At 42.7% G+C, this 19,356-nt stretch carries 17 protein-coding genes and 1 pseudogene; 5 read left to right on the top strand and 13 right to left on the bottom strand.

Annotated elements, in window-relative coordinates; translation table 11 throughout:
* Nucleotides 1-192 precede the first annotated feature (192 nt).
* Together FBB35_RS05295 and FBB35_RS05290 are read right to left on the bottom strand one after the other, a co-directional pair.
* Nucleotides 193-1,077 (bottom strand): hypothetical protein, encoded by an 885-nt coding sequence (locus tag FBB35_RS05295; protein WP_174708786.1) that lies wholly within the window; start codon nucleotides 1,075-1,077, stop codon nucleotides 193-195.
* A gap of 399 nt (nucleotides 1,078-1,476) precedes the next feature.
* On the bottom strand, nucleotides 1,477-1,662 hold the full coding sequence (locus FBB35_RS05290; RefSeq protein ID WP_174708785.1) for a hypothetical protein: 186 nt from the start codon (nucleotides 1,660-1,662) through the stop codon (nucleotides 1,477-1,479).
* Between the two features lie 382 nt (nucleotides 1,663-2,044).
* On the opposite strand from FBB35_RS05290, the gene FBB35_RS05285 reads away from it, so the two are divergent.
* From FBB35_RS05285 to FBB35_RS05275, 3 genes are all read left to right on the top strand, one after another.
* A complete protein-coding gene (locus FBB35_RS05285) occupies nucleotides 2,045-4,399 on the top strand; it encodes a ribonuclease R family protein (RefSeq protein ID WP_174708784.1) in 2,355 nt (784 codons plus the stop codon).
* Between the two features lie 17 nt (nucleotides 4,400-4,416).
* Nucleotides 4,417-5,037: a flavin prenyltransferase UbiX gene (locus FBB35_RS05280; RefSeq protein WP_174708783.1), complete on the top strand. Its 621-nt coding sequence runs from the start codon at nucleotides 4,417-4,419 to the stop codon at nucleotides 5,035-5,037.
* A gap of 299 nt (nucleotides 5,038-5,336) precedes the next feature.
* On the top strand, nucleotides 5,337-6,035 hold the full coding sequence (locus FBB35_RS05275; RefSeq protein WP_174708782.1) for a LapA family protein: 699 nt from the start codon (nucleotides 5,337-5,339) through the stop codon (nucleotides 6,033-6,035).
* Between the two features lie 19 nt (nucleotides 6,036-6,054).
* Here the strand turns inward: FBB35_RS05275 and FBB35_RS05270 are convergent, their stop codons facing one another.
* Nucleotides 6,055-6,249, bottom strand: coding sequence for a hypothetical protein (locus FBB35_RS05270; RefSeq protein ID WP_114084331.1), 195 nt, complete (start codon nucleotides 6,247-6,249; stop codon nucleotides 6,055-6,057).
* A gap of 918 nt (nucleotides 6,250-7,167) precedes the next feature.
* Here FBB35_RS05270 and FBB35_RS05265 point away from each other — a divergent pair.
* On the top strand, nucleotides 7,168-7,833 hold the full coding sequence (locus FBB35_RS05265) for an O-methyltransferase (protein WP_174708781.1): 666 nt from the start codon (nucleotides 7,168-7,170) through the stop codon (nucleotides 7,831-7,833).
* 300 nt (nucleotides 7,834-8,133) lie between these two features.
* Here the strand turns inward: FBB35_RS05265 and FBB35_RS05260 are convergent, their stop codons facing one another.
* From FBB35_RS05260 to FBB35_RS05235, 6 genes are all read right to left on the bottom strand, one after another.
* A complete protein-coding gene (locus FBB35_RS05260; RefSeq protein WP_174708780.1) occupies nucleotides 8,134-9,222 on the bottom strand; it encodes a cell wall metabolism sensor histidine kinase WalK in 1,089 nt (362 codons plus the stop codon).
* Nucleotides 9,223-9,227: 5 nt separating this feature from the next.
* Nucleotides 9,228-9,938: a response regulator gene (locus FBB35_RS05255; protein WP_174708779.1), complete on the bottom strand. Its 711-nt coding sequence runs from the start codon at nucleotides 9,936-9,938 to the stop codon at nucleotides 9,228-9,230.
* Nucleotides 9,939-10,018: 80 nt separating this feature from the next.
* On the bottom strand, nucleotides 10,019-10,714 hold the full coding sequence (locus tag FBB35_RS05250; protein WP_174708778.1) for an NYN domain-containing protein: 696 nt from the start codon (nucleotides 10,712-10,714) through the stop codon (nucleotides 10,019-10,021).
* 583 nt (nucleotides 10,715-11,297) lie between these two features.
* The gene (locus FBB35_RS05245; RefSeq protein ID WP_174708777.1) at nucleotides 11,298-12,377 is read right to left on the bottom strand and encodes a fatty acid desaturase; all 1,080 of its coding nucleotides are present in this window, start codon (nucleotides 12,375-12,377) and stop codon (nucleotides 11,298-11,300) included.
* Between the two features lie 197 nt (nucleotides 12,378-12,574).
* Entirely contained in the window at nucleotides 12,575-13,627 is a 1,053-nt protein-coding gene (locus FBB35_RS05240) for a fatty acid desaturase (RefSeq protein ID WP_174708776.1), read from the bottom strand.
* Nucleotides 13,628-13,822: 195 nt separating this feature from the next.
* Entirely contained in the window at nucleotides 13,823-14,644 is an 822-nt protein-coding gene (locus tag FBB35_RS05235) for an acyl-CoA desaturase (RefSeq protein WP_174708775.1), read from the bottom strand.
* A gap of 90 nt (nucleotides 14,645-14,734) precedes the next feature.
* On the opposite strand from FBB35_RS05235, the gene FBB35_RS05230 reads away from it, so the two are divergent.
* Nucleotides 14,735-15,973 (top strand): methionine gamma-lyase family protein, encoded by a 1,239-nt coding sequence (locus FBB35_RS05230; protein WP_174708774.1) that lies wholly within the window; start codon nucleotides 14,735-14,737, stop codon nucleotides 15,971-15,973.
* Between the two features lie 127 nt (nucleotides 15,974-16,100).
* Here FBB35_RS05230 and FBB35_RS05225 read toward each other — a convergent pair.
* The 4 genes and pseudogenes from FBB35_RS05225 to FBB35_RS05210 all read right to left on the bottom strand — a co-directional run bounded on the left by FBB35_RS05225 (nucleotide 16,101) and on the right by FBB35_RS05210 (nucleotide 19,255).
* Nucleotides 16,101-16,423 (bottom strand): annotated as a pseudogene (locus FBB35_RS05225) (cupin domain-containing protein).
* 7 nt (nucleotides 16,424-16,430) lie between these two features.
* Nucleotides 16,431-17,600: a zinc-dependent alcohol dehydrogenase gene (locus FBB35_RS05220; protein ID WP_174708773.1), complete on the bottom strand. Its 1,170-nt coding sequence runs from the start codon at nucleotides 17,598-17,600 to the stop codon at nucleotides 16,431-16,433.
* A gap of 163 nt (nucleotides 17,601-17,763) precedes the next feature.
* On the bottom strand, nucleotides 17,764-18,195 hold the full coding sequence (locus FBB35_RS05215; protein ID WP_254625827.1) for a hypothetical protein: 432 nt from the start codon (nucleotides 18,193-18,195) through the stop codon (nucleotides 17,764-17,766).
* A 334-nt stretch (nucleotides 18,196-18,529) separates the two neighbouring features.
* Nucleotides 18,530-19,255, bottom strand: a complete 726-nt coding sequence (locus FBB35_RS05210; RefSeq protein ID WP_174708772.1) for an SRPBCC family protein — start codon at nucleotides 19,253-19,255, stop codon at nucleotides 18,530-18,532.
* Between the last annotated feature and the right edge of the window lie 101 nt (nucleotides 19,256-19,356).

Below are 19,356 nucleotides of genomic sequence, written 5' to 3'. Positions count from 1 at the left end.
CAACTACTTAGGAATGAGAATTAAATAACATACAATTTATATCCCTGGTTTACCTCATCCTCAATCCAATACGGTTCGGTTAAGGTTTTTTGATAAAAATTTTAGATCACTAAAGATTCGATAAATCATCCAAAGACGCGATAAATCGCGTCTTTTGCCTTAGCCGAACCATGACTAATAACTAATGACAAATCAAAATCCCGCTATTGGGTCAGGCTGCGATTGCAGGTATTTGAGGAATCCGTGTAATTCTTCTTCAGTTAGCAAAGTACGCCCACGTTTACCGTAGGTTTTAATCAGATGCTCCCGTCCCTGTTCTGGTGTCCAGTTTAAACGCTGAAGTTCGACATCTGTTTTTGCAATCACATCCGATAAATCCACGGGTTCAGCTTTCTTCTTTCTCTTTCCTGTCACTGACGGGGTAGGGACATCCTCTTGAGGGCTGTAACTCCGGGGTGTAAATGGCGTGACATTATTAGCAGAAATTGCTGGAAAGGTTTGATTTTCTGGCTCGTTACTAAACGTTATTTCCAAGTTTTCAACTGGAGGATCAAATTCTAGCTCCCGGTTGGTAGTCACAGGAAAGTTTTGACTTAAATCCTGGCTATAGTTTTCGCTTGGTAAAGGGGCAGCACTACTGTATTCGTACTGTTCGTTACTGGTTGTTACTACTTCTGGTTTGATGTTGCGGACTTTGGAAGGCGGTATAGATATTTCTTTATCACTAACCTCTGGCCATTGACTATCTACAAAATCCCCAGCTTTCGTAGAAGAATAAGTAGATTCACTCAATCCACCTTTGGTATTCAAGGAGGGATTTAGCTGCGCTGGAGAAATTGAATTTGAGCTAAATTCCACTGATTGTGGTGGCGAATTTGTAATACCCAAAACTATCAACGCCCTAGTTCTGGCTTGGTCTTCTGCTGCTTCTACTGTTTCTGCTGCTGCCATACCCGTCGCACGGGTTACGCCTTCAACTTGCACGCTTGCCCGGACAATATATTTTCCTTGAAAAATTTGCACTAATTCAGAAATCAGACTGCCCTTGGGATACAAGCTCTGGAATTGAGCCAACATAATACTACTACCAATCTAAATCTTTTGGGGACTTGGGATTGGAGACTGGGACAGGGGAAAGAATTATTTTAATCCTCATCCCTAAGACCCAATCCCCAGTCCCTTTTAATGCTTTGCCTAGTGTCCCAATTGTAGCAGTAGCCGTTTTTTGACGAAATTTTTGGCTAGTGCTAACTTATCTGGGTAGTCTTGCCTGCAATGCTATACTGATTACCCAACTAGATATCTAGAACTATTTTCTGGAAGTGCGCTCTAAATCTACAATAATGGAGATAAGGTTCGCCCTCACTGCTTATTAAGCTGCTCACCTAATTGTTACCGATTCTACATGTGGGAAAATTGGGTTAACCGGCAGTTCCTCCTAGTTAAAAATCAGATTCTAATGGCGTAAAATTACCTTCACTCTAGACAATCAAACACCTGTAGTTTCCACGCCACTTGCTCCACTTGGGGAAACCCCAGACGCTCGTACCTCGCTAATGACGGGAACCGCCATCGCGCTTCGCGTCTCCCCTTCTCCCAAAGGGAGAGGCTAACGCCAAGGGAGAAGACGGGGGCTGCCTCACCGCAGTGGCTCCCCTGCATAGCGCTTTTGGGCAGTATGGATTCTCTAAACCCAACTTCTCAAAAACCCGTCGCGTAATTCACTAGCGGGGCTAAATTGTAAAATCAGGCGTGCAATCTTAAGTTTGGTTAGGTGAAGTGACTTGAACGCAGGCGAATTCTGAGAGCATCGTGCAGTGAGAAGTTCGTAGATGCCCAGAGTTGTCCGTGGGTAGGCTTCCTTTGCTCGGAACTGCCGGAGTAGTTTCCCACTCTTGGTGGGTTGGGTTTCCTTTCCTTAGAACTTAGGAAGCCTTGCCTCTGGGCAATTCGTTTCCAGCTTGTTTCTGTAAGCCGTAAGGGTATACAGGAATGAACCAGATTAAACAAAAAATGATGTTTTGACCAAAGGTCGGTTCACTGCATGGAATTTTCAATCGCTACACTCCTTGCCAATTTCACCGATGATAAATTGGTAGCTCGGAAGGTTTTAGAAAAGAAACTTGGCTGTGAAGATGAGAAAAGTTTACAAAAACTTCACATTGCTTTAGATGTTCTTGAAAAAATCGGTATTTTGGTCAAAGAACGGGGCAAGTACCGTCGTGTTTCAGAAGAGGGAATAATCGAGGCAAAACTCCGTTGTTCTAGTAAAGGCTTTTGCTTTGCTATTCAAGATGTGGAAGGAGCCGAGGATATTTACATCCGCGAAAGTCATCTGAGTAATGCTTGGAATGGCGATCGCGTTTTGGTTAGAGTTCTCAAAGAAGGCAGCCGCCGTCGCTCTCCTGAAGGGGAAGTGAAGCTGATTCTAGAACGTTCCAACCACACGTTATTGGCACGAATTAAGCAGGTGGAAACTGGTTTCCGGGCTGTGCCTTTAGATGATCGATTGCTGTTTGAACTCAAGATTCAACCTAACGAGGTAAAGTTGGAAGAAGCGATCGACCATCTTGTTCATGTGGAAGTTTTGCGTTACCCGTTGGCACAATATCCTCCCCTTGGTCGAGTGGTACAAATCCTCGGTAGCGATGCCGAAGCTGCTGCTGATATAGATTTAGTTACTTGCAAACACGACCTTTCCCGGACTTTTCCCGATCATGTCCTAGAAGCCGCCGCCAAGTTACCCAAAAAGCTACTCAAAGCAGACCTAAAAAATCGGTTGGATTTGCGTAATTTGTTTACTCTCACCATTGAAGGGGTAAATGGTGACACCAAAGTTATAGAAAACGCTTTTAGTTTAGAAAAAAACCTAGCCGGAAATTGGCTTTTAGGCGTTCATATCACTGATGTTTCTCACTATGTCCAACCTGATGAAGCCCTAGATAGAGAAGCACTCAAACGGGGTAAATCAGTGTATCTGGGAGAATTAGTGCTGCCAATTTTGCCTCCAATTGTAGCAGAACGCTGTTCTTTAGTACCTGGGAGCGATCGCTTAACCATCTCTTTTTTAATTACCATTGATCCCCAATCTGGAGAAGTGTTGGAGTGGGAAATTCAGCCTAGTGTAATTAACGTAGAAACTGCACTAAGTACTGAACTTGCCCAAGCAATTCTCATAGGTGAAGCTCACAATCAATCTCCACAGGTCGTCCAAATAGTGCAAGACCTCCAAGCCTTGCAAACAGGCGTGAAACAGGTACGATTGAATCGTGGTAGCCTCCAGTTAAATCTGCCGCCCAGCCAAAACGCCTATTATGATGAAGGGATTCTTGGCACAGTGGTAGTGAATGATTTACCTGTGCGATCGCTACTCACGGAGTTGGTACTGTTAGTTAATCAACTGGTAGCAACTCACTTAAATGCTCTTGGTGTTCCGGCTATCTGGCGAGTCCAAGGCACGCCCGATGTCGAAGATGTTCAGGAAATGCTGAAATTGGCAGTCAATTTAGGCGTTGATCTCACACTAGATCCAGAAGTAGATATCCAACCCCTAGATTATCAACATTTAACGACAGCTTTTGCCGAATCTCCCTCTGAGCAAGTTCTTACTTACTTGTTGCAAGATACCCTTAAGCCCTCAGCATACAGCACCACCAAAGGATCTCACTTTGGTCTGGCACTACCGCAATATGTCCACTTTAGCGCCCCATTGCGACGTTACCCAGATTTACTGATGCAGAGAGTGTATTACAGCCTACTCGAAAACGGACGCGATCGCCGCAATACCCGTGTCAGAGAACGCGTTAACCTGCGCCACTCCTCCAGCCACACGGAAATTAACTGGAACGTTTTACCCCCAGAATTGCAACAAGAACTCCAAAGCGATTTGACTAGGGTAATTGTCCAAATCAACGACCGAGAAAAAGAAGTCCAAGAAGCTGAAGCTGATTTAGCCGGACTGCAAAAAGCCCAACTGATGAAGCAACGCATCGGCCAGGTATTTCAAGGCGTGATTACCGGCGTTCAATCCTACGGTTTCTTTGTAGAAATTGAAGTACCAGCAGCCGAGGTAGAATCCAGCAGTAATCCTGGTGTACCTTTGCGGGTAGAGGGATTGGTACACGTCAGTTCTCTCAAAGACGATTGGTATGAATATCGCGCTAGACAACAGGCACTGTTCGGTCGCAAAAATCGCGCTTCTTATCGATTAGGCGATCGCGTCGCCGTCCAAGTTAAGAGTGTCGATTACTACCGCCAGCAAATTGATTTGGTAACAGTCGGCAGCGATGGTCTAGCTAAAGGTTCAACTGGCAATGGTTCCAATGAAGACCTTTCTGACCTCTACTTACCAAATGATATGGAGCCTGATGACCTAGACCCTTACTCTGAAGATGAGTAAAATTTACTAAATTTTCTGTGTCAAACAACACCAAACCTTTAATTTTAGGCGTATCGGGCGCATCTGGTCTGATTTACGCTGTTCGCGCGATCAAATTTTTGCTAGAAGCGGATTATAGTATTGAATTGGTCGCCTCTAAATCTACTTACATGGTTTGGCAGTCAGAACAGGAAATTCGGATGCCACCAGAACCAATTCAACAAGAGCAATTTTGGCGAGAGCAAGCTGGAGTTGCCCTTTCGGGTAAACTCCGTTGCCATCCTTGGGGTGATGTTGGAGCCGGGATTGCGAGTGGTTCCTTTGCCACTTTGGGGATGGTAATTATTCCATGCAGCATGAGTACAGTAGCAAAGCTAGCCGTTGGCTTGAGTTCTGATTTACTAGAACGGGCAGCAGATGTCCAACTTAAAGAAGGGCGAAAACTGGTCATTGTCCCTCGTGAAACGCCTTTTAGCCTCATCCACCTGCGTAACTTAACCTCTTTAGCTGAAGTTGGAGTTAGAATTGTCCCCGCTATTCCCGCCTGGTACCATAATCCCCAAACCATCGAGGATTTAGTTGATTTTGTAGTTGCCCGTGCTTTAGACCAACTAGATATTGACTGCATCCCAATTCAAAGGTGGGAAGGTCGTCGCTAACGCCCTTAGTGGACTCATCGGAATATTTCACAATAGTCCTAAAAGGGTAATGATAGAGATGGCTGATAGTGTTCAGTAGTCAGTGAACAGTAATTAGTGAAGAGTAATCAGACTGATAACTGACAACTGACCAAAGAGGCAGGGGAGTAGGGAGCAAGGGGCAGAGAGAAAAAGATTCTGGAATTCCCTGCTCCATTAGTGTCTCAAGGCCAATAAATTTATTTATGGGGTTTTCCCCCTGCTCCCTGCCCCCTTTCCTCTTCAGTGACCACTGACAATTGACAATTAACAAAATTGCTATGGCTGTAATTCGCTTAATTCTATTGGTGGCGGTACTGGGAGGACTAACGCTGTTGTTAGTTCAAAATTGGTCGCCTGTCTTATCGCTAGTATTTTTGGGCGTGCGAACTCAACCATTACCACTAGCGATATGGATTTTGTTCAGTACTACCACAGGTGCTTTCACATCTATATTGATTGCTACCTTGTTTAACTTATCCAATTATTTTGTGGCAGGACAACGCCAAACTCCTAACCGCCGAAGTACAACTTCGCCTCGTGCAAAGGCAACCCAAAGAGAAGAATCTACATCTCGTGCCACTCCTCCACCACCAGCTAGTAAAAAAGAAGAGCCGACTAGTGATGAATTTGATGATTGGGAGACAAATGGCAGTAGAGATGATGATTGGAACTTTGATGAAAAGTCCGAGGAAGCGCCTACCCCTAATCCTCAAGCTCAACCTGCTAGAGACTCAAAAATCTACGAACGTCAATCAGAAGCCAAAAGCAGTTCTCAGTCTGGTTCAGTTTACTCTTACAGCTACCGTGAGCCTAAAAATACGGCTGTGGGAAAAACTGAATCCGTTTATGATGCCGATTACCGAGTAATCATTCCCCCTTATCAGCCACCCACTACTAATCAAGCGGATGACGATGATTGGGAATTTTTTGATGATGATGAGGATTTTGAGGATGATGATAAACGCTCCCGTCGGTGAGACATATTAGGCTAAGTCTCTACTTGATGCCACACCGCTCCCTAGACTCCTGCTTGACCTTACCAGTCATGGCAGCTTCCTGCAAAGCCATGAAAGCATTTAAATCTTCCAAGTCATACGGAGTAGTCAACAGTTGTCGTAGTTGATTTTCAGCTTCCACTGTCAAATAGCCAGTTGCTAAAGCTTTTTGTACAACGTCACGAATTCGATTCATAGTTGACGCCTCATTCATCCTATATTTATTCATTCAGGCTTATTGGGGTGAAATATGCAGTAGTTTTTGTGTCGAAACTTCTTTCTTTACAAAGCTTTTTTGGGCGATCGCAGAATACTAGTCATTATTTACACCTTTATCGGAAACATTTAATTGAGTAGGACTTGTTATAACTAGATTTTTAGAATAACTATACCGTGCTATTAGAAACACAGTATTTTGTATACTTAAAATTATGCACCAGAGTGAAAATTCGGATTATTTAGATAGACAGAAATTGTTTGGATAAAGTTTCAAACAAGCTATGTTAATTTTTTCATTAAGCCAAGCGATCGCTATACAGCAACTACCAAGTTACTTCAGGGCAATTACTACATTTTTTATAAATTTATAGTTGATTATTTATGGTAATTTCACTGAAGAATCGTTAATCTATTACCTGAGTTACTTTAAATACATTAATAAATAGACTTGAGAGTAAAGAGAAGCGCTTAGAAAAAAACATTTAAAGAATTAAGGTTTAAAAACTAACATAGTAGAATCCCTAAAAGGATTAAAACGGATTTTCAAATCATTAAAGTTTAAGTAAGAAGTGTTACTAATTGCAATCGATCAAAATCCCTATTAGGGATGGAAACAAAACCCTACTACTTTCAGGAAGCGGTAGGGAAAAGATTGCAATTGATGATCAAAATTCCTATTAGAGAGCCTCTCTTTCCTATACTCTGCTAATGAATGGCTGATTAGGGGCTGCTCCAGTTAGATATTGATACTATTTGTATGTGAGACTGCGCCAAATTTTCTTTATTTGTGTCCTTTGGCAGTTGCTCATAGGAAAAACGCTCCGCCTTTGCAAAGCCTCTCTCGTTGGGAGAAGACCGCGCAGGATTTTATAGATGGGGTAAAAAGTGAGAATCTATGATTCAAGAGCAATGGACTGTGGTTGATAGTTACTTCACCGATCTGTTTGTGCCGCCCGACCCTGCGCTGGATGCGGCTCTCCAGACCAGCACTGCGGCTGGACTGCCACCACACAACGTTTCGCCCAATCAGGGCAAGCTGCTGCTACTGTTAGCACAAATTCAACGGGCGCGAACCATCCTGGAGATTGGCACGCTGGGTGGCTACAGTACTATCTGGCTGGCACGGGCACTACCCAGCGACGGCCGTCTGATTACGCTGGAGGCTAACCCAAAGCACGCCGAAGTCGCCCGCGCTAACATTGCCCATGCGGGTCTGTCCGATATCGTTGACCTACGCCTTGGACAAGCACTCTCTACGCTCCCCCAGATTGCTGCGGAGGGTAACAGTCCATTTGACCTGATCTTCATTGATGCCGATAAGCCAAACAATCCCGATTACTTCAAATGGGCACTCAAGCTTTCCCGTCCTGGCAGCCTGATCGTTGCCGATAATGTCGTGCGTAACGGAGCAGTAATTGATGCCACCAGCAGCGATCCTAGCGTTCAGGGTGTGCGTCGCTTCAACGAATTGCTTGCCTCTGAGCCACGCGTCAGCGCTACGGCAATCCAGACCGTGGGCAGCAAAGGATACGACGGCTTTGCGATCGCAATAGTAAAGTAGAAAATAGCCAGAAATTGTTATGTGGCAAGTCTTAGGAACGATTTTGAGGGAATAGGTAGGCGATCGCAGCGTAACCCGAAATACTGAGTAAACTAACCAAAAAAGCAGCCAAAACTAAAGTAGACATATACAATTCTACCCAAATGCCAAATTAACGTTATATTCCACACAATTCCAAAATCTCGACACCCATCAAAAAAAACCAGATTTTGGTTGGATATTTTTAAATTAGCAATTGGATATGACACGGCCGTGACCACTTTGTGTCAATGCCTTGTATCTCAAGGGTTTTGGCTCAACTTAAGCCAAAGGCAGAAAAAACCGAAACGTACTGCCAACTCCTAACTCGCTTTCTACTTGAATCTGTCCGCCTTGTAGTTCAATCAAACGACGGGAAATAGTTAAACCAATACCCGTACCTCCTGAATGGCGATCGCGCGATTGGTCGGCTCGCCAGAAACGCTCAAATACATGGGGCAAGTTTTCTGGAGCGATACCAATACCTGTATCTATAACCGCGATCCAGAGAAGAGAAGCTTCAGTCCCAACACGAATGGTAATTGAACCTCCGTTAGTGTAACGCACTGCATTACCAAGCAAATTAACCAACACCTGTTCTGTACGGTCAATATCCGCCAATACAAGAGGTAGCACAGATGGACATTGTAAGAGCAGAATTGGCCCATCTTCCAACAATTGATCGGTGAATTTCTCCACTAACGACTCTAATAACGGACGCAGATTTACGCGTTGTATATTAATTGGCAAATAACCAGCTTCTGCCTTAGATAGTTCTTGCAAATCGTTCACTAGCCGCTCTAAGCGTCTAGTTTCTTTAGCTAAACGCCGATAAATTTCAGGAGACGCTTCAATTTCCCCATCAGCTAGTTCTTCCAAGTAACCACGCACAACCGTTAACGGTGTCCTTAGTTCATGGGTCATATCTCCAATCACCTCTCGCCGCCGCGCTTCCACCCCCTCTAAACTGGCTGCCATCCGATTGAAACTCGCACCCAGTCCATTCAGTTCTGGAATATCAGACATAGGTAGTCGTGCATCCATCTGACCAGCAGCAAATTTTTGGGTGATTTGTTCCATCTCCGTCAAGCGCTGCATAATCCGTCTGGACACCCAATAACTCAATCCTCCGGCTGCCGTAGTGCCGACTAAAACTGACCAAATAGTGCTTCGCTGCCAAGCAAGTTCAAATCCTGTAACCAATTCAGTACGGACATCAATTAAGTCGAACCCCTGATTTTCTAATCGTTCCAAATGCAGCACAAATAAGCGAGGGGAAGATATTTTACTGATGCTCACCAGACTAGCTACCCCCACAATCATTACTACTAAGTGGGAAAAAAATAGGCGCGTTCTCAGCCCCATTTTCATAATATTTACGCTACCGGAGGATCTTCAAATTTATAGCCCACTCCAACAACAGTTTTAATAAAAGTAGGACTTGCCGAATCAGGCTCAATCTTTTTTCGCAACCTAGCTACATGAGTATCAACCACTCGTTCATCGCCGAAAAAGTTATCTCCCCAAAGTTTATCAATTAGTTGAGTGCGATTCCAAACTCGACCAGGATTGCTAACAAAGGTGGTTAGCAAGTTAAATTCTAGAGTGGTTAAGTCTAAAATTTCCGGTTGCTGAGAATTCATCTGACGGCTGGCAGTACGCTGGTCTACATCGACGATAAAGTGTTGGGTACGATTGACTTGATGTTGTCCCCCTTGGCGGAGGCTACGCCGCAATAATGCTCGTACCCTAGCTACCAACTCTCTAGGGCTAAAGGGTTTGACCATGTAATCATCAGCACCAGTAGATAGACCAATGACGCGATCAATTTCCTCACCCTTAGCTGTGAGCATCAAAATGTAAGGATCTTTTGTACCCGGTTTCTGGCGAATTCTGGCGCAAACTTCTAACCCATCCAAACCAGGAATCATTAAATCTAGAATGATTAAATCGGGTGGTTGCTCCTGAAACATTCGTAGAGCATTCATCCCATCGCGGCTAGTGCGACAAAAAAATCCTTCTTTTTCTAAAGATAATTGGATTAAATGAGCAATTTCTGGTTCATCTTCAACTATTAAAATATCCATTTCAATTAATCACAAAACTGGGAACAGGCAAGGGGTAAAAGCCCCTTGTTATAAAATAGATAAACTTCCGCCAGAGTGGATTAAAGGTTTGAATTTGACGGTGTGCGATAACTATAGCCAAGATTAGAATCTTTTTGAATGTGTGTTTTAATACTATCGAGGTCAATGAAGCAGTCAGCAACATCAATCAAGCTTTCACTAGTAGTAGTTTGTAGACTCACCACTTCCACCCGAACCCCCATTCTGCTGACAGCGTTTACCGCATAAGCTAAGTCTCCATCGCCACTGACTAAGACCGCAGTATCATAATAAGGAGCTAAAGTTATCATATCTACAGCAATTTCTACGTTCAGATTTGATTTTTTGAAATTCTCTGCTGGTTGCATAATATCTTTAGCTACTACACGATAACCATTACGACGCATCCACAATAAAAAACCCTGTTGCTTTTCATTGCTGATATCAACGCCAGTATAAAAGAAAGCCCGCAACAGTCTTGAACCATTGGTTAAATGACAAAGCAATTTAACGTAGTCAATTTCGATGCCGAGTTGTAAAGCTGTATGAAATAGGTTTAAGCCATCAATAAAAATAGCAACTCGACCACGATTCAAGGTATTGACAATTGAACTATCAGATGTAGTATCTTGTATCTTAGGCTCTTTACTTTTGACTGTAGTATCGCTCAAGTTTTGCCCTTGCCAATGTGGTTTAGTTTTGAGTACTTTGGGTTCCTTAAATTCATTTCTTTGTTTGCTAAAATTAGTTATAATCATTGATACCTCGATTTTAAAGATGGAAAAATTTTTATGTAAATTGTCTATAGTATAGTCTGTGCTAATTTATAACCCTAGCAGGTAATGGTCTTAAATCACTACATGCAGATAAAGTTAAATGGTGCTAAAGCAGATTCAAAGTAGACATCCAAAGGTTTTTCAGTGTTGTTAGGGTTGGTTTGATAATATATTGCTTCTGTCCACAGATATGTTAATCTTTACCCACCAAGACAGCAAGAGTTTGGAGAAAATAAATCTTACTACCAGGTTAGGCGCAAGAATCCGCAAACGTCATCTATCTATTTTTATTTTAACTCTCAGTCTTAATAACCTTACAGCCAAAAAGTTGAGATTTATCGCAATCTCAGAACGCTTAAATACTGACAGACTAATAATGTAGTATGCGATGCCTGCGGCGGGCTACGCCAACGCACCTCAAAAGGTAGGTTTTTTAAGGTATTTGGATAATCTTTAAAAGACAGTTTTTATCTGAATGAGGGGATGTTCAAGCTTAAATAGTCAGAAAAGGCTGATGGAAATACAAGATTCCCGACTTCTTTAAAGAAGTCGGGAATTTTAAGTTTTAGTCCTTAACCAACTTATTATTAGATGTGTAGTAAACCTTACTACCAGTATCAGGTACAAAATGACAGCTGATACATGAATTCCATAATGACTTCCAAATTGGTTCTTCCGATTTGTGGAAATACTCACCCATTACTGGTTTGATTGCCTCAGTTGCCTTCAGCAAATTGTAGTGAGGGATGTTAAGGAATATATGATGAGCAACATGAGTACCGATATCGTGATGGATATGATTAACTAAACCATAATCACGGTCAATACTAGAAATTGCACCTTTTAGGAAAGTCCAATCTTCTCCACGATACCAAGGAAGCTCTGGCTCAGTGTGGTGCAAAAATGTCACCAAATCTAGCCAAACTATAAACACAAGGTAAGGGACAGCGTAATATTTCAGCAACCACATCCAACCCCATTGGTAGGTGAGGAAACCCAGCAACCCTATCATCCCAATCAAAAGGACAGTACTAGTAATAACATCCCATTTTTCCGATGGCTTGAAAAGCGAACTACCGGGCAAAAAGTGGGAGCCTTCTTTATTAGGAGAACGCTTAAACAAATACACAGGATAAGCCAATAGAAAAACATAATATCTGCCTATTTTTTGTGCTATGGGCATCTCCTTATATTGTGATTCGCTTACTGGATACCAGCTTTCATCGTTATCGATATTACCAGTATTTTTGTGATGGGTTCTGTGGCTAATCCGCCAACCATGATAAGGAACAAGTATTGGTGTGTGAGAAAGATGTCCAATCAAATCATTGAGCCATTTATGCTTAGAAAAAGATTGGTGTCCGCAGTCATGACCGACTACAAACAAAGCCCAAAACATCGTTCCTTGCATTAGCCAGAAAATCGGAAAGAAAACCCAAGAATCCAGGTAAGAAGCAACTGCATAAAGCAGACCGATAATCAGGATGTCACGAAAGAAGTAAAAAAGTGATCTTTTCACATTGGGCTGAAAGCATTCAGCAGGAATTGCAGCTTTTAAATCCCCAAGTGTGAAAGGTAATTTAGTCGTATCCTCAGACTTTTCAGAGTCAAGAGGATTGTTGAACGTGATGATATTTGATGGCACTGGATTCTTTTGATTGGATATAAATTAGAACTTTGATTAGAATGCCCACGATACTGGCGATCGCTAACACACAAGAGGATAATTTCTGGCAACTTACCTAACAATTTTAGTCAGTAAAAAATTGACAGATTCTATTTAAACTCAGCATGATAAACGCTCTCGTTGGTTCAAGAGCGTAAGTGTAGTCACAGCGCTATTTATTGCTCTGTATAATGTTCGTTAAAAGTCTTATAGCCAACATCAGTTGTATATAGTTGACACTGGTCTGTAATCTGTTTCATTAAAGACCAAGAGAACTGACACTCATCATGGAGATAAGGCTCCCAATTTTCTTTGATGCTGCTGTAAGCTAGCCGCAAATTATAAGAAGGAATAGCAGTGGAAAGATGATGAGGAACATGAACATTGATATCGTGGCACAGGATTTCTACCCAACGCGGATAATCACAATGAATAGTGCCAGATAACTGTGCTAGAGCTTCATTCCACTTGTCCGATGTCGCAAAAGGAACGTCTGCGGCAGTATGGTGAACAATAGTAAAAGTACTCATCCAAAAATGGTAAATCATCCAGGGTACTAGCCAGAACTTGACAAATCCCCAGATACCAGTTGTGGCGACCAGAAACGGGAAAGCGATCGCAGCAAACACAACCACTACAGCCACAGAAAGCTTGATGCTGGATTGATCTTTAGTTTTGAAGTTCCGCCAATCAAAATGCACAACTGCCCAATGTCCAATGGAACCTACCCACCAAAGGCGTTTACGCATGAACAGTTCAAAAGCAGACTGCCGAGTTGTATCCCAATTTTCAAACACTTCTGGTCTGATTGGATGCCAAGCGTTGTCCTCATCCAGTTTATTGGTATGAGTATGGTGATAATTATGCTTAATGCGCCAACTGTGAAAGGGATAAATTAACGGCATCATAAAGAAATGCCCTACCAAATCATTTACCCAACGACGTTTGGCAAAAGACCTGTGTCCACAATCATGGCCAATTACAAAAAAACCTGTTAAAGCAGTGCCCGTAAAAATCCAGGCTAGGGGCAAAAGAAACCAGGGAGTAATGATCAGGCTGTAATAGCCCAAAGCAACTGCCAATAGACTTAGCAGTACTTGTGTCCAAGCTTTGCGACGGTTCTGCTGAAAACATTCCCGTGGCAGGGTTTTGACAATATCTTTGAGCTTGAGACCGGAATTACCAGGCTCATCACTTAGTTTCTGGTTGTTAATTATTGATGTAGTCATGGACACCTGAAAAACAACAAACTCCTCCACCAAGTCACTAAAAAAGTGGCTTGCCGCAAAAATTCTTAATATTAGCGCTTCGGATTATAGCAATCTAACCGACACAAGCGCACCCGTAAATAGCTTTTTGAAAAGTCAGGAGTTAGAAGTGATGAGTTTAGAAAGGTATAAATCCTAACTCCTAACTCCTAACCCCTAACTAACTTTTGTTGGGGCCAACTTCACATTGGTGGCCAGACCAACTGCTTGTAGCAATTGAACTGTCATCCAGGTTAAATCGATTTCCCACCATTCCAACCCATGACGAGCTGAGTATTGAAAAGCATGATGGTTATTATGCCAGCCTTCACCGAAAACTAGTACGGCTACCCACCAGCAATTAGTCGATTTATCACCAGAATCATAGCTCTGATAGCCAAACTTATGAGTAGCGCTGTTCACCAACCAAGTGCAGTGGTAAACCCAGACAATGCGAACAAAAATTCCCCAGATAACGAAAGGCCAGCCACCTAGGAGCAAAAGTAATACACCTAGAGCAACCTGAATCAAAATGAAATATTTTTCTAAAAACTGATAAACTGGGTCTTCGGCAATATCTTTGGTGAAACGAGGAACATCAGCGTGAGCTGGACAATAATGAGTCAGCCAACCCATGTGGCTCCACCAGAAGCCTTTATTAGAATCATGGGGATCACTATCAGTATCAGAGTTTAAATGATGAATGCGATGTGTCCCGATCCACTCAATTGGGCCTCCTTGACAGGAGAGTGTCCCGAAGAAAACCAGGAGATACTCTAGCCACTTAGGAGTTTGAAAACTGCGGTGAGTAACAAGACGGTGAAATCCGAGAGTAACTCCTAAACCACCAGTTACCCAGTACAGCAATAAACCCACACCAACTGCCGTCCAGCTAAAGTTACCAGGAACAAAGGCAAATAAAGCGCCGATGTGCAGTCCAATGAAAAACAGGGTATTAACCCAGTTAATTTGAGGTTTGGTTGAAGTAGCAATTGTCATGCAGTAACCTGAATTTGAATTTTCCAGCCTAGTATGTGCGATCTTAAAATCCGCATATCTATAATTTAATTTTTTTTGAACGAGGAACTGATGAACAGCTTAGAACAGCTGCGGCAAGCAGAACAGGCACTATTAGAAATTTTTTCTGGAATTGACACTCAGGTCAAGCATAATCTAAAACGAGTGCTGGATGCTTTTCGTAATCACCGTGTGGGCGCACACCACTTTGCTGGTGTAAGTGGTTATGGTCACGATGATTTAGGACGAGAAACTTTAGATAAAGTTTTTGCCGAAGTTATGGGTGCTGAAGCTGCGGCCGTGCGGGTGCAGTTTGTTTCGGGAACTCATGCGATTGCCTGTGCTTTGTTTGGTGTTCTCCGTCCGGGAGATGAGATGTTAGCAGTGGTCGGTTCTCCCTACGATACGCTTGAAGAAGTCATTGGTTTACGAGGTAAAGGTCAAGGCTCCCTTATCGAGTTTGGCATAAATTACCGCCAATTGGAGCTAACACCCGAAGGAACTATAGATTGGCAAGCTTTAAGTACTAATGTGGCTGAAAACACTCGTTTAGTGTTAATTCAGCGTTCTTGTGGCTATTCTTGGCGGCCTAGTTTATCAATTGCCGATATTGAAAAAATCGTCCATTTAGTCAAACAGCAGAATCCGAACACTGTTTGCTTTGTGGATAACTGCTACGGCGAATTTATTGAAACAAAGGAACCTACAGCCGTAGGTGCTGATTTAATGGCGGGGTCACTGATTAAAAATCCTGGTGGCACCATTGTCAGCGCTGGCGGTTATGTCGCTGGTCGCGCCGACTTAGTGGAAGCATCTGCCTGTCGCCTCACTGCTCCTGGTATCGGTAGTTATGGCGGTGCTACTTTTGACCAAAATCGTTTGTTATTCCAAGGCTTATTTCTAGCACCACAAATGGTCGGAGAGGCGATGAAAGGGACTTATCTGACTGGTTATGTATTTGATAAACTCGGTTATCCAGTCAATCCCGCACCCCTCGCTCCTCGTGGTGATGTGATTCAGGCGATTAAACTTGGTTCTGCCGAAAAGCTAATTGCTTTCTGTAAAGCGATACAACAGCATTCTCCCATCGGTTCTTACTTAGATCCTATTCCAGATGAAATGCCGGGGTATGAAAGCAAGGTAGTGATGGCTGGGGGGACATTTATTGAAGGGAGTACTTTGGAATTATCAGCAGATGGGCCTTTGCGTGAACCTTATGTGGTTTATTGCCAGGGGGGAACTCATTGGACTCATATAGCGATCGCGCTAGAGGCGGTGATTAATGCGATCGGAAGTGCTGACGAAGCATGATAACGCATATTCAGCACTACATGAGGTGTTATTGAGAAATTAGAAATACACGTTACGGGCGCACAGCTAACTGTGCGCCCCTACATTACATATAATTAGAACAGCTTGTAACTTGTTCTCTTATGGTTTAATTCTCATCCCGTCCGTGAACTTGAGCCGGTGGACTGGTTGCTTCAACGGCTGTGAATGGTTCTAGGATTTTATATGTGTGGCTAGAGAACTCCCCGGCTCTAGCAAAATCATTTGTCCTTCAATGTGCAATTCGGCCCGACCATTAATTACATAACCAACTGTTTCATAGTCGCGCGAACTTGGTTCTTTGTCTTCGCTTGGTTGTTCGTCTTTCCAAAGACGCATCGAAAGAGATTTACCAGAAGCAAGATACTTATGACCGAGTTTACCTTTAGGGGAATGGGTAGAATCTATTTTTTTAACGCTGGTGTCGCTCATAATTACCTTAAGGTTTGAGTACAACTTTGATGCAGTTATCTTTCTTGTCTTTAAAAATTTCGTAGCCGTGGGGCGCTTGTTCTAGAGGTAATCGGTGGGTGATGACAAAGGTTGGATCGATTTCACCATTTTGAACGTGTTCTAGCAAGGGTCGTAAATACTTATGGACATGGGTTTGTCCCATTTTTAAAGTTAGACCCTTATTCATGGCAGCACCCAACGGCACTTTATCTACAAAGCCACCATAAACCCCTGGAATTGATACATGACCACCCTTACGACAAGACACAATTACTTGTCGTAATGCCGTTGGACGGTCTGTTTCTAGACGTACTGCTTGCTTTACTTGGTCGTATAACGCCATGAAATCTGTACCGTGTGCTTCCATTCCCACTGCATCAATGCAAGCATCAGGGCCACGACCCCCAGTCATTTCATTGAGTGCTTCGCCAACATCCACTTCTTCGTAGTTAAGGATTTCAGCTTTACCGTATTCTTTAGCCATTTCTAGGCGTTCGGGAACGCGGTCAATGGCAATCACACGTTCTGCACCAAGAAGATATGCACTTTGAATAGTAAATTGTCCGACTGGGCCACAACCCCAAACAGCGACAATATCACCGGGTTGAATGTTGCAGTTCTCAGCAGCCATATACCCAGTGGGGAATATATCCGTTAAAAATAGCACTTGCTCATCCGTCAAACCATCAGGAATTTTAAACAAACCTACGTCTGCAAATGGCACTCGTGCATACTCTGCTTGACCACCTGCATAACCGCCGAATAAATGAGAGTAGCCAAATAGACCTGATGGTGAATGCCCCATTTGCTTTTCTACCATCCAAGCATTGGGGTTAGAGTTGTCGCATAGTGACGATAAATCCCGATTGCAAAAAAAGCAGTTACCGCAGGAGATAGTGAAAGGAACAACCACGCGATCGCCTATGTTCACATTTTTAACTGCACCTCCAAGTTCTACAACTTCCCCCATGAATTCATGACCAAGGATATCGCCCTTTTCCATTGTGGGGATGTAGCCGTTGTAAAGATGCAAATCAGAACCACAAATTGCCGTAGATGTAATTTTAATAATGGCATCGCGTGGGTTAAGAATTTTGGGGTCGGGAACTGTTTCCACCCGCACATCGTTTACTCCATACCAGCAAACTGCCTTCATAATTATTTAGTCCTTAGTGATAATTTCTGTCACGTTAATATCAAGATAAAATACGTCAGATTAACCTATTGGGAGACGCGATCATGATCGCGTCTCGGTAACAGATCAAAGTTTATTCGGCAATATATGAGTCAAACAATTAGACTCAAAATTTGTTACCAATCTAGCTTCTATCTCTTAGTTGTTTGCTAGCAGAATTTTGGTAATAACCTTCTTTATCTCCGGCTTGGTTTTTTGCAGGATCAAAAAACTCTTTTGTGGCTCTAGGAGTTTCTTCATCCAAGTTTAACTTTTCCCGGATATTATCAGCAGCGCTTTTTAATGGATTTTGAGCGTTTCTTATTTGGGTATCGTTTCTTGATTGGGTATCATTTCTAATTTCACCTTCATCGGGTGTTCCTTTGTAATAAATACCCTCTGGAGTTTTAACAGTATCAGCTTGTGCTACATTAACGTAGCTAAAAGCCTGACCCAATAAAAACATAAATCCTACCAGAAAAACTACAAAAATTTGGGAAATACGAATATTTCGTAGCGCTGAAATTACTCGACTCATAAAAAACCTCAATTGCATTATGTTAGGTGGATAATTCAAAAGACTGAATAACTATTCAGCATTTAGCTTTAAGAACAACTTTGATTTAGTTATCCTTTTTTGTTGAAAAATATGATGGACATAGGGTGTTTATTCTAAGATCACGACCACCAGTCACCTCTTTCAACGCTTTGCCAGTATTAACTTTTTGGTTGGCAAACTTTTTCGCCATCATTTTCAGGCGTTAGGGAAAGCGATTGCTTTTTCGGCTCCCATTATGTAGGCACTAATCATGTCTCTACCCCTACATCATTACCACCGTTCCAGCAGACTTTTCATAGTCCTTAATCATTAGTGATTCACTTAGGCAAATGACAAATGACAACTAACTAAACTACTTGTGTCCAGAAGGTTGGCCTTCGTTGGTGGCGATTTCGCCTGTTTCCATTAGCATCTTGAAGCGGCGCAATTCATCACCAATTTGTTGTTCTGGTTCTTCACCAAAAAGTTTAGCTACGGTAGCTCCCAATGCTCCACCGGGTGGATTATATTCCAAAACAACCTTAACTTCCGTGCCACGTAGACACGAAGTGGCTTGTCGTGAGACATCACCTGGTGCTTTTTGAAAGCGGACAAAACCAGAATTATCAACGTCTGCACCTTCTACAGAAGCCCAAGAAATAAATTCATTTTCCCGATCTTCGAGAATATCTGCATCCCATTCCACGCTCTTACCCAAAGGTGCATTGGCAATCCAGTGAGAACGTTTTTCGTTATACACTTTGACAGATTTGAGATGCTTCATAAATGTGGGCAAATTCTCAAAGTTATGCCAAAAACGATACAATTCTTCTGCCGATTTGTTAATTGTTACCGTCTTTTCAACTTTGATGGGTTGGTTTATTCCTATTGCTTGCTGTGCTTGCTGGATTGTGCTTTGCTTGGTTGCACCTTGATAAATCAAACCACCGCCAGCTAAAGCCGTCAGCGCTCCCCGCAATGAACCTTGCCTTAAACCCATCAGCACCATAGCACCACCACCAATGAGAGATGCCCAACGCTCTACTTCACCAGCTTCAGTCTGATTAGTACTTAGTTTATCCTCTGATGTTGAACTCACTTTTTCATCTCTCCATCACAGTAATAAGAATCGTACAAACAATAGCCAAAAAAAATTTTTATAGGGGAAATTCATGAATTGCCCCTACTAATAACGTGAAC

Origin of the sequence: Nostoc sp. TCL240-02, from assembly GCF_013343235.1 — a bacterium.
Taxonomy (GTDB): domain Bacteria; phylum Cyanobacteriota; class Cyanobacteriia; order Cyanobacteriales; family Nostocaceae; genus Nostoc.
This window is presented reverse-complemented; position numbering and strand designations above follow the sequence as displayed.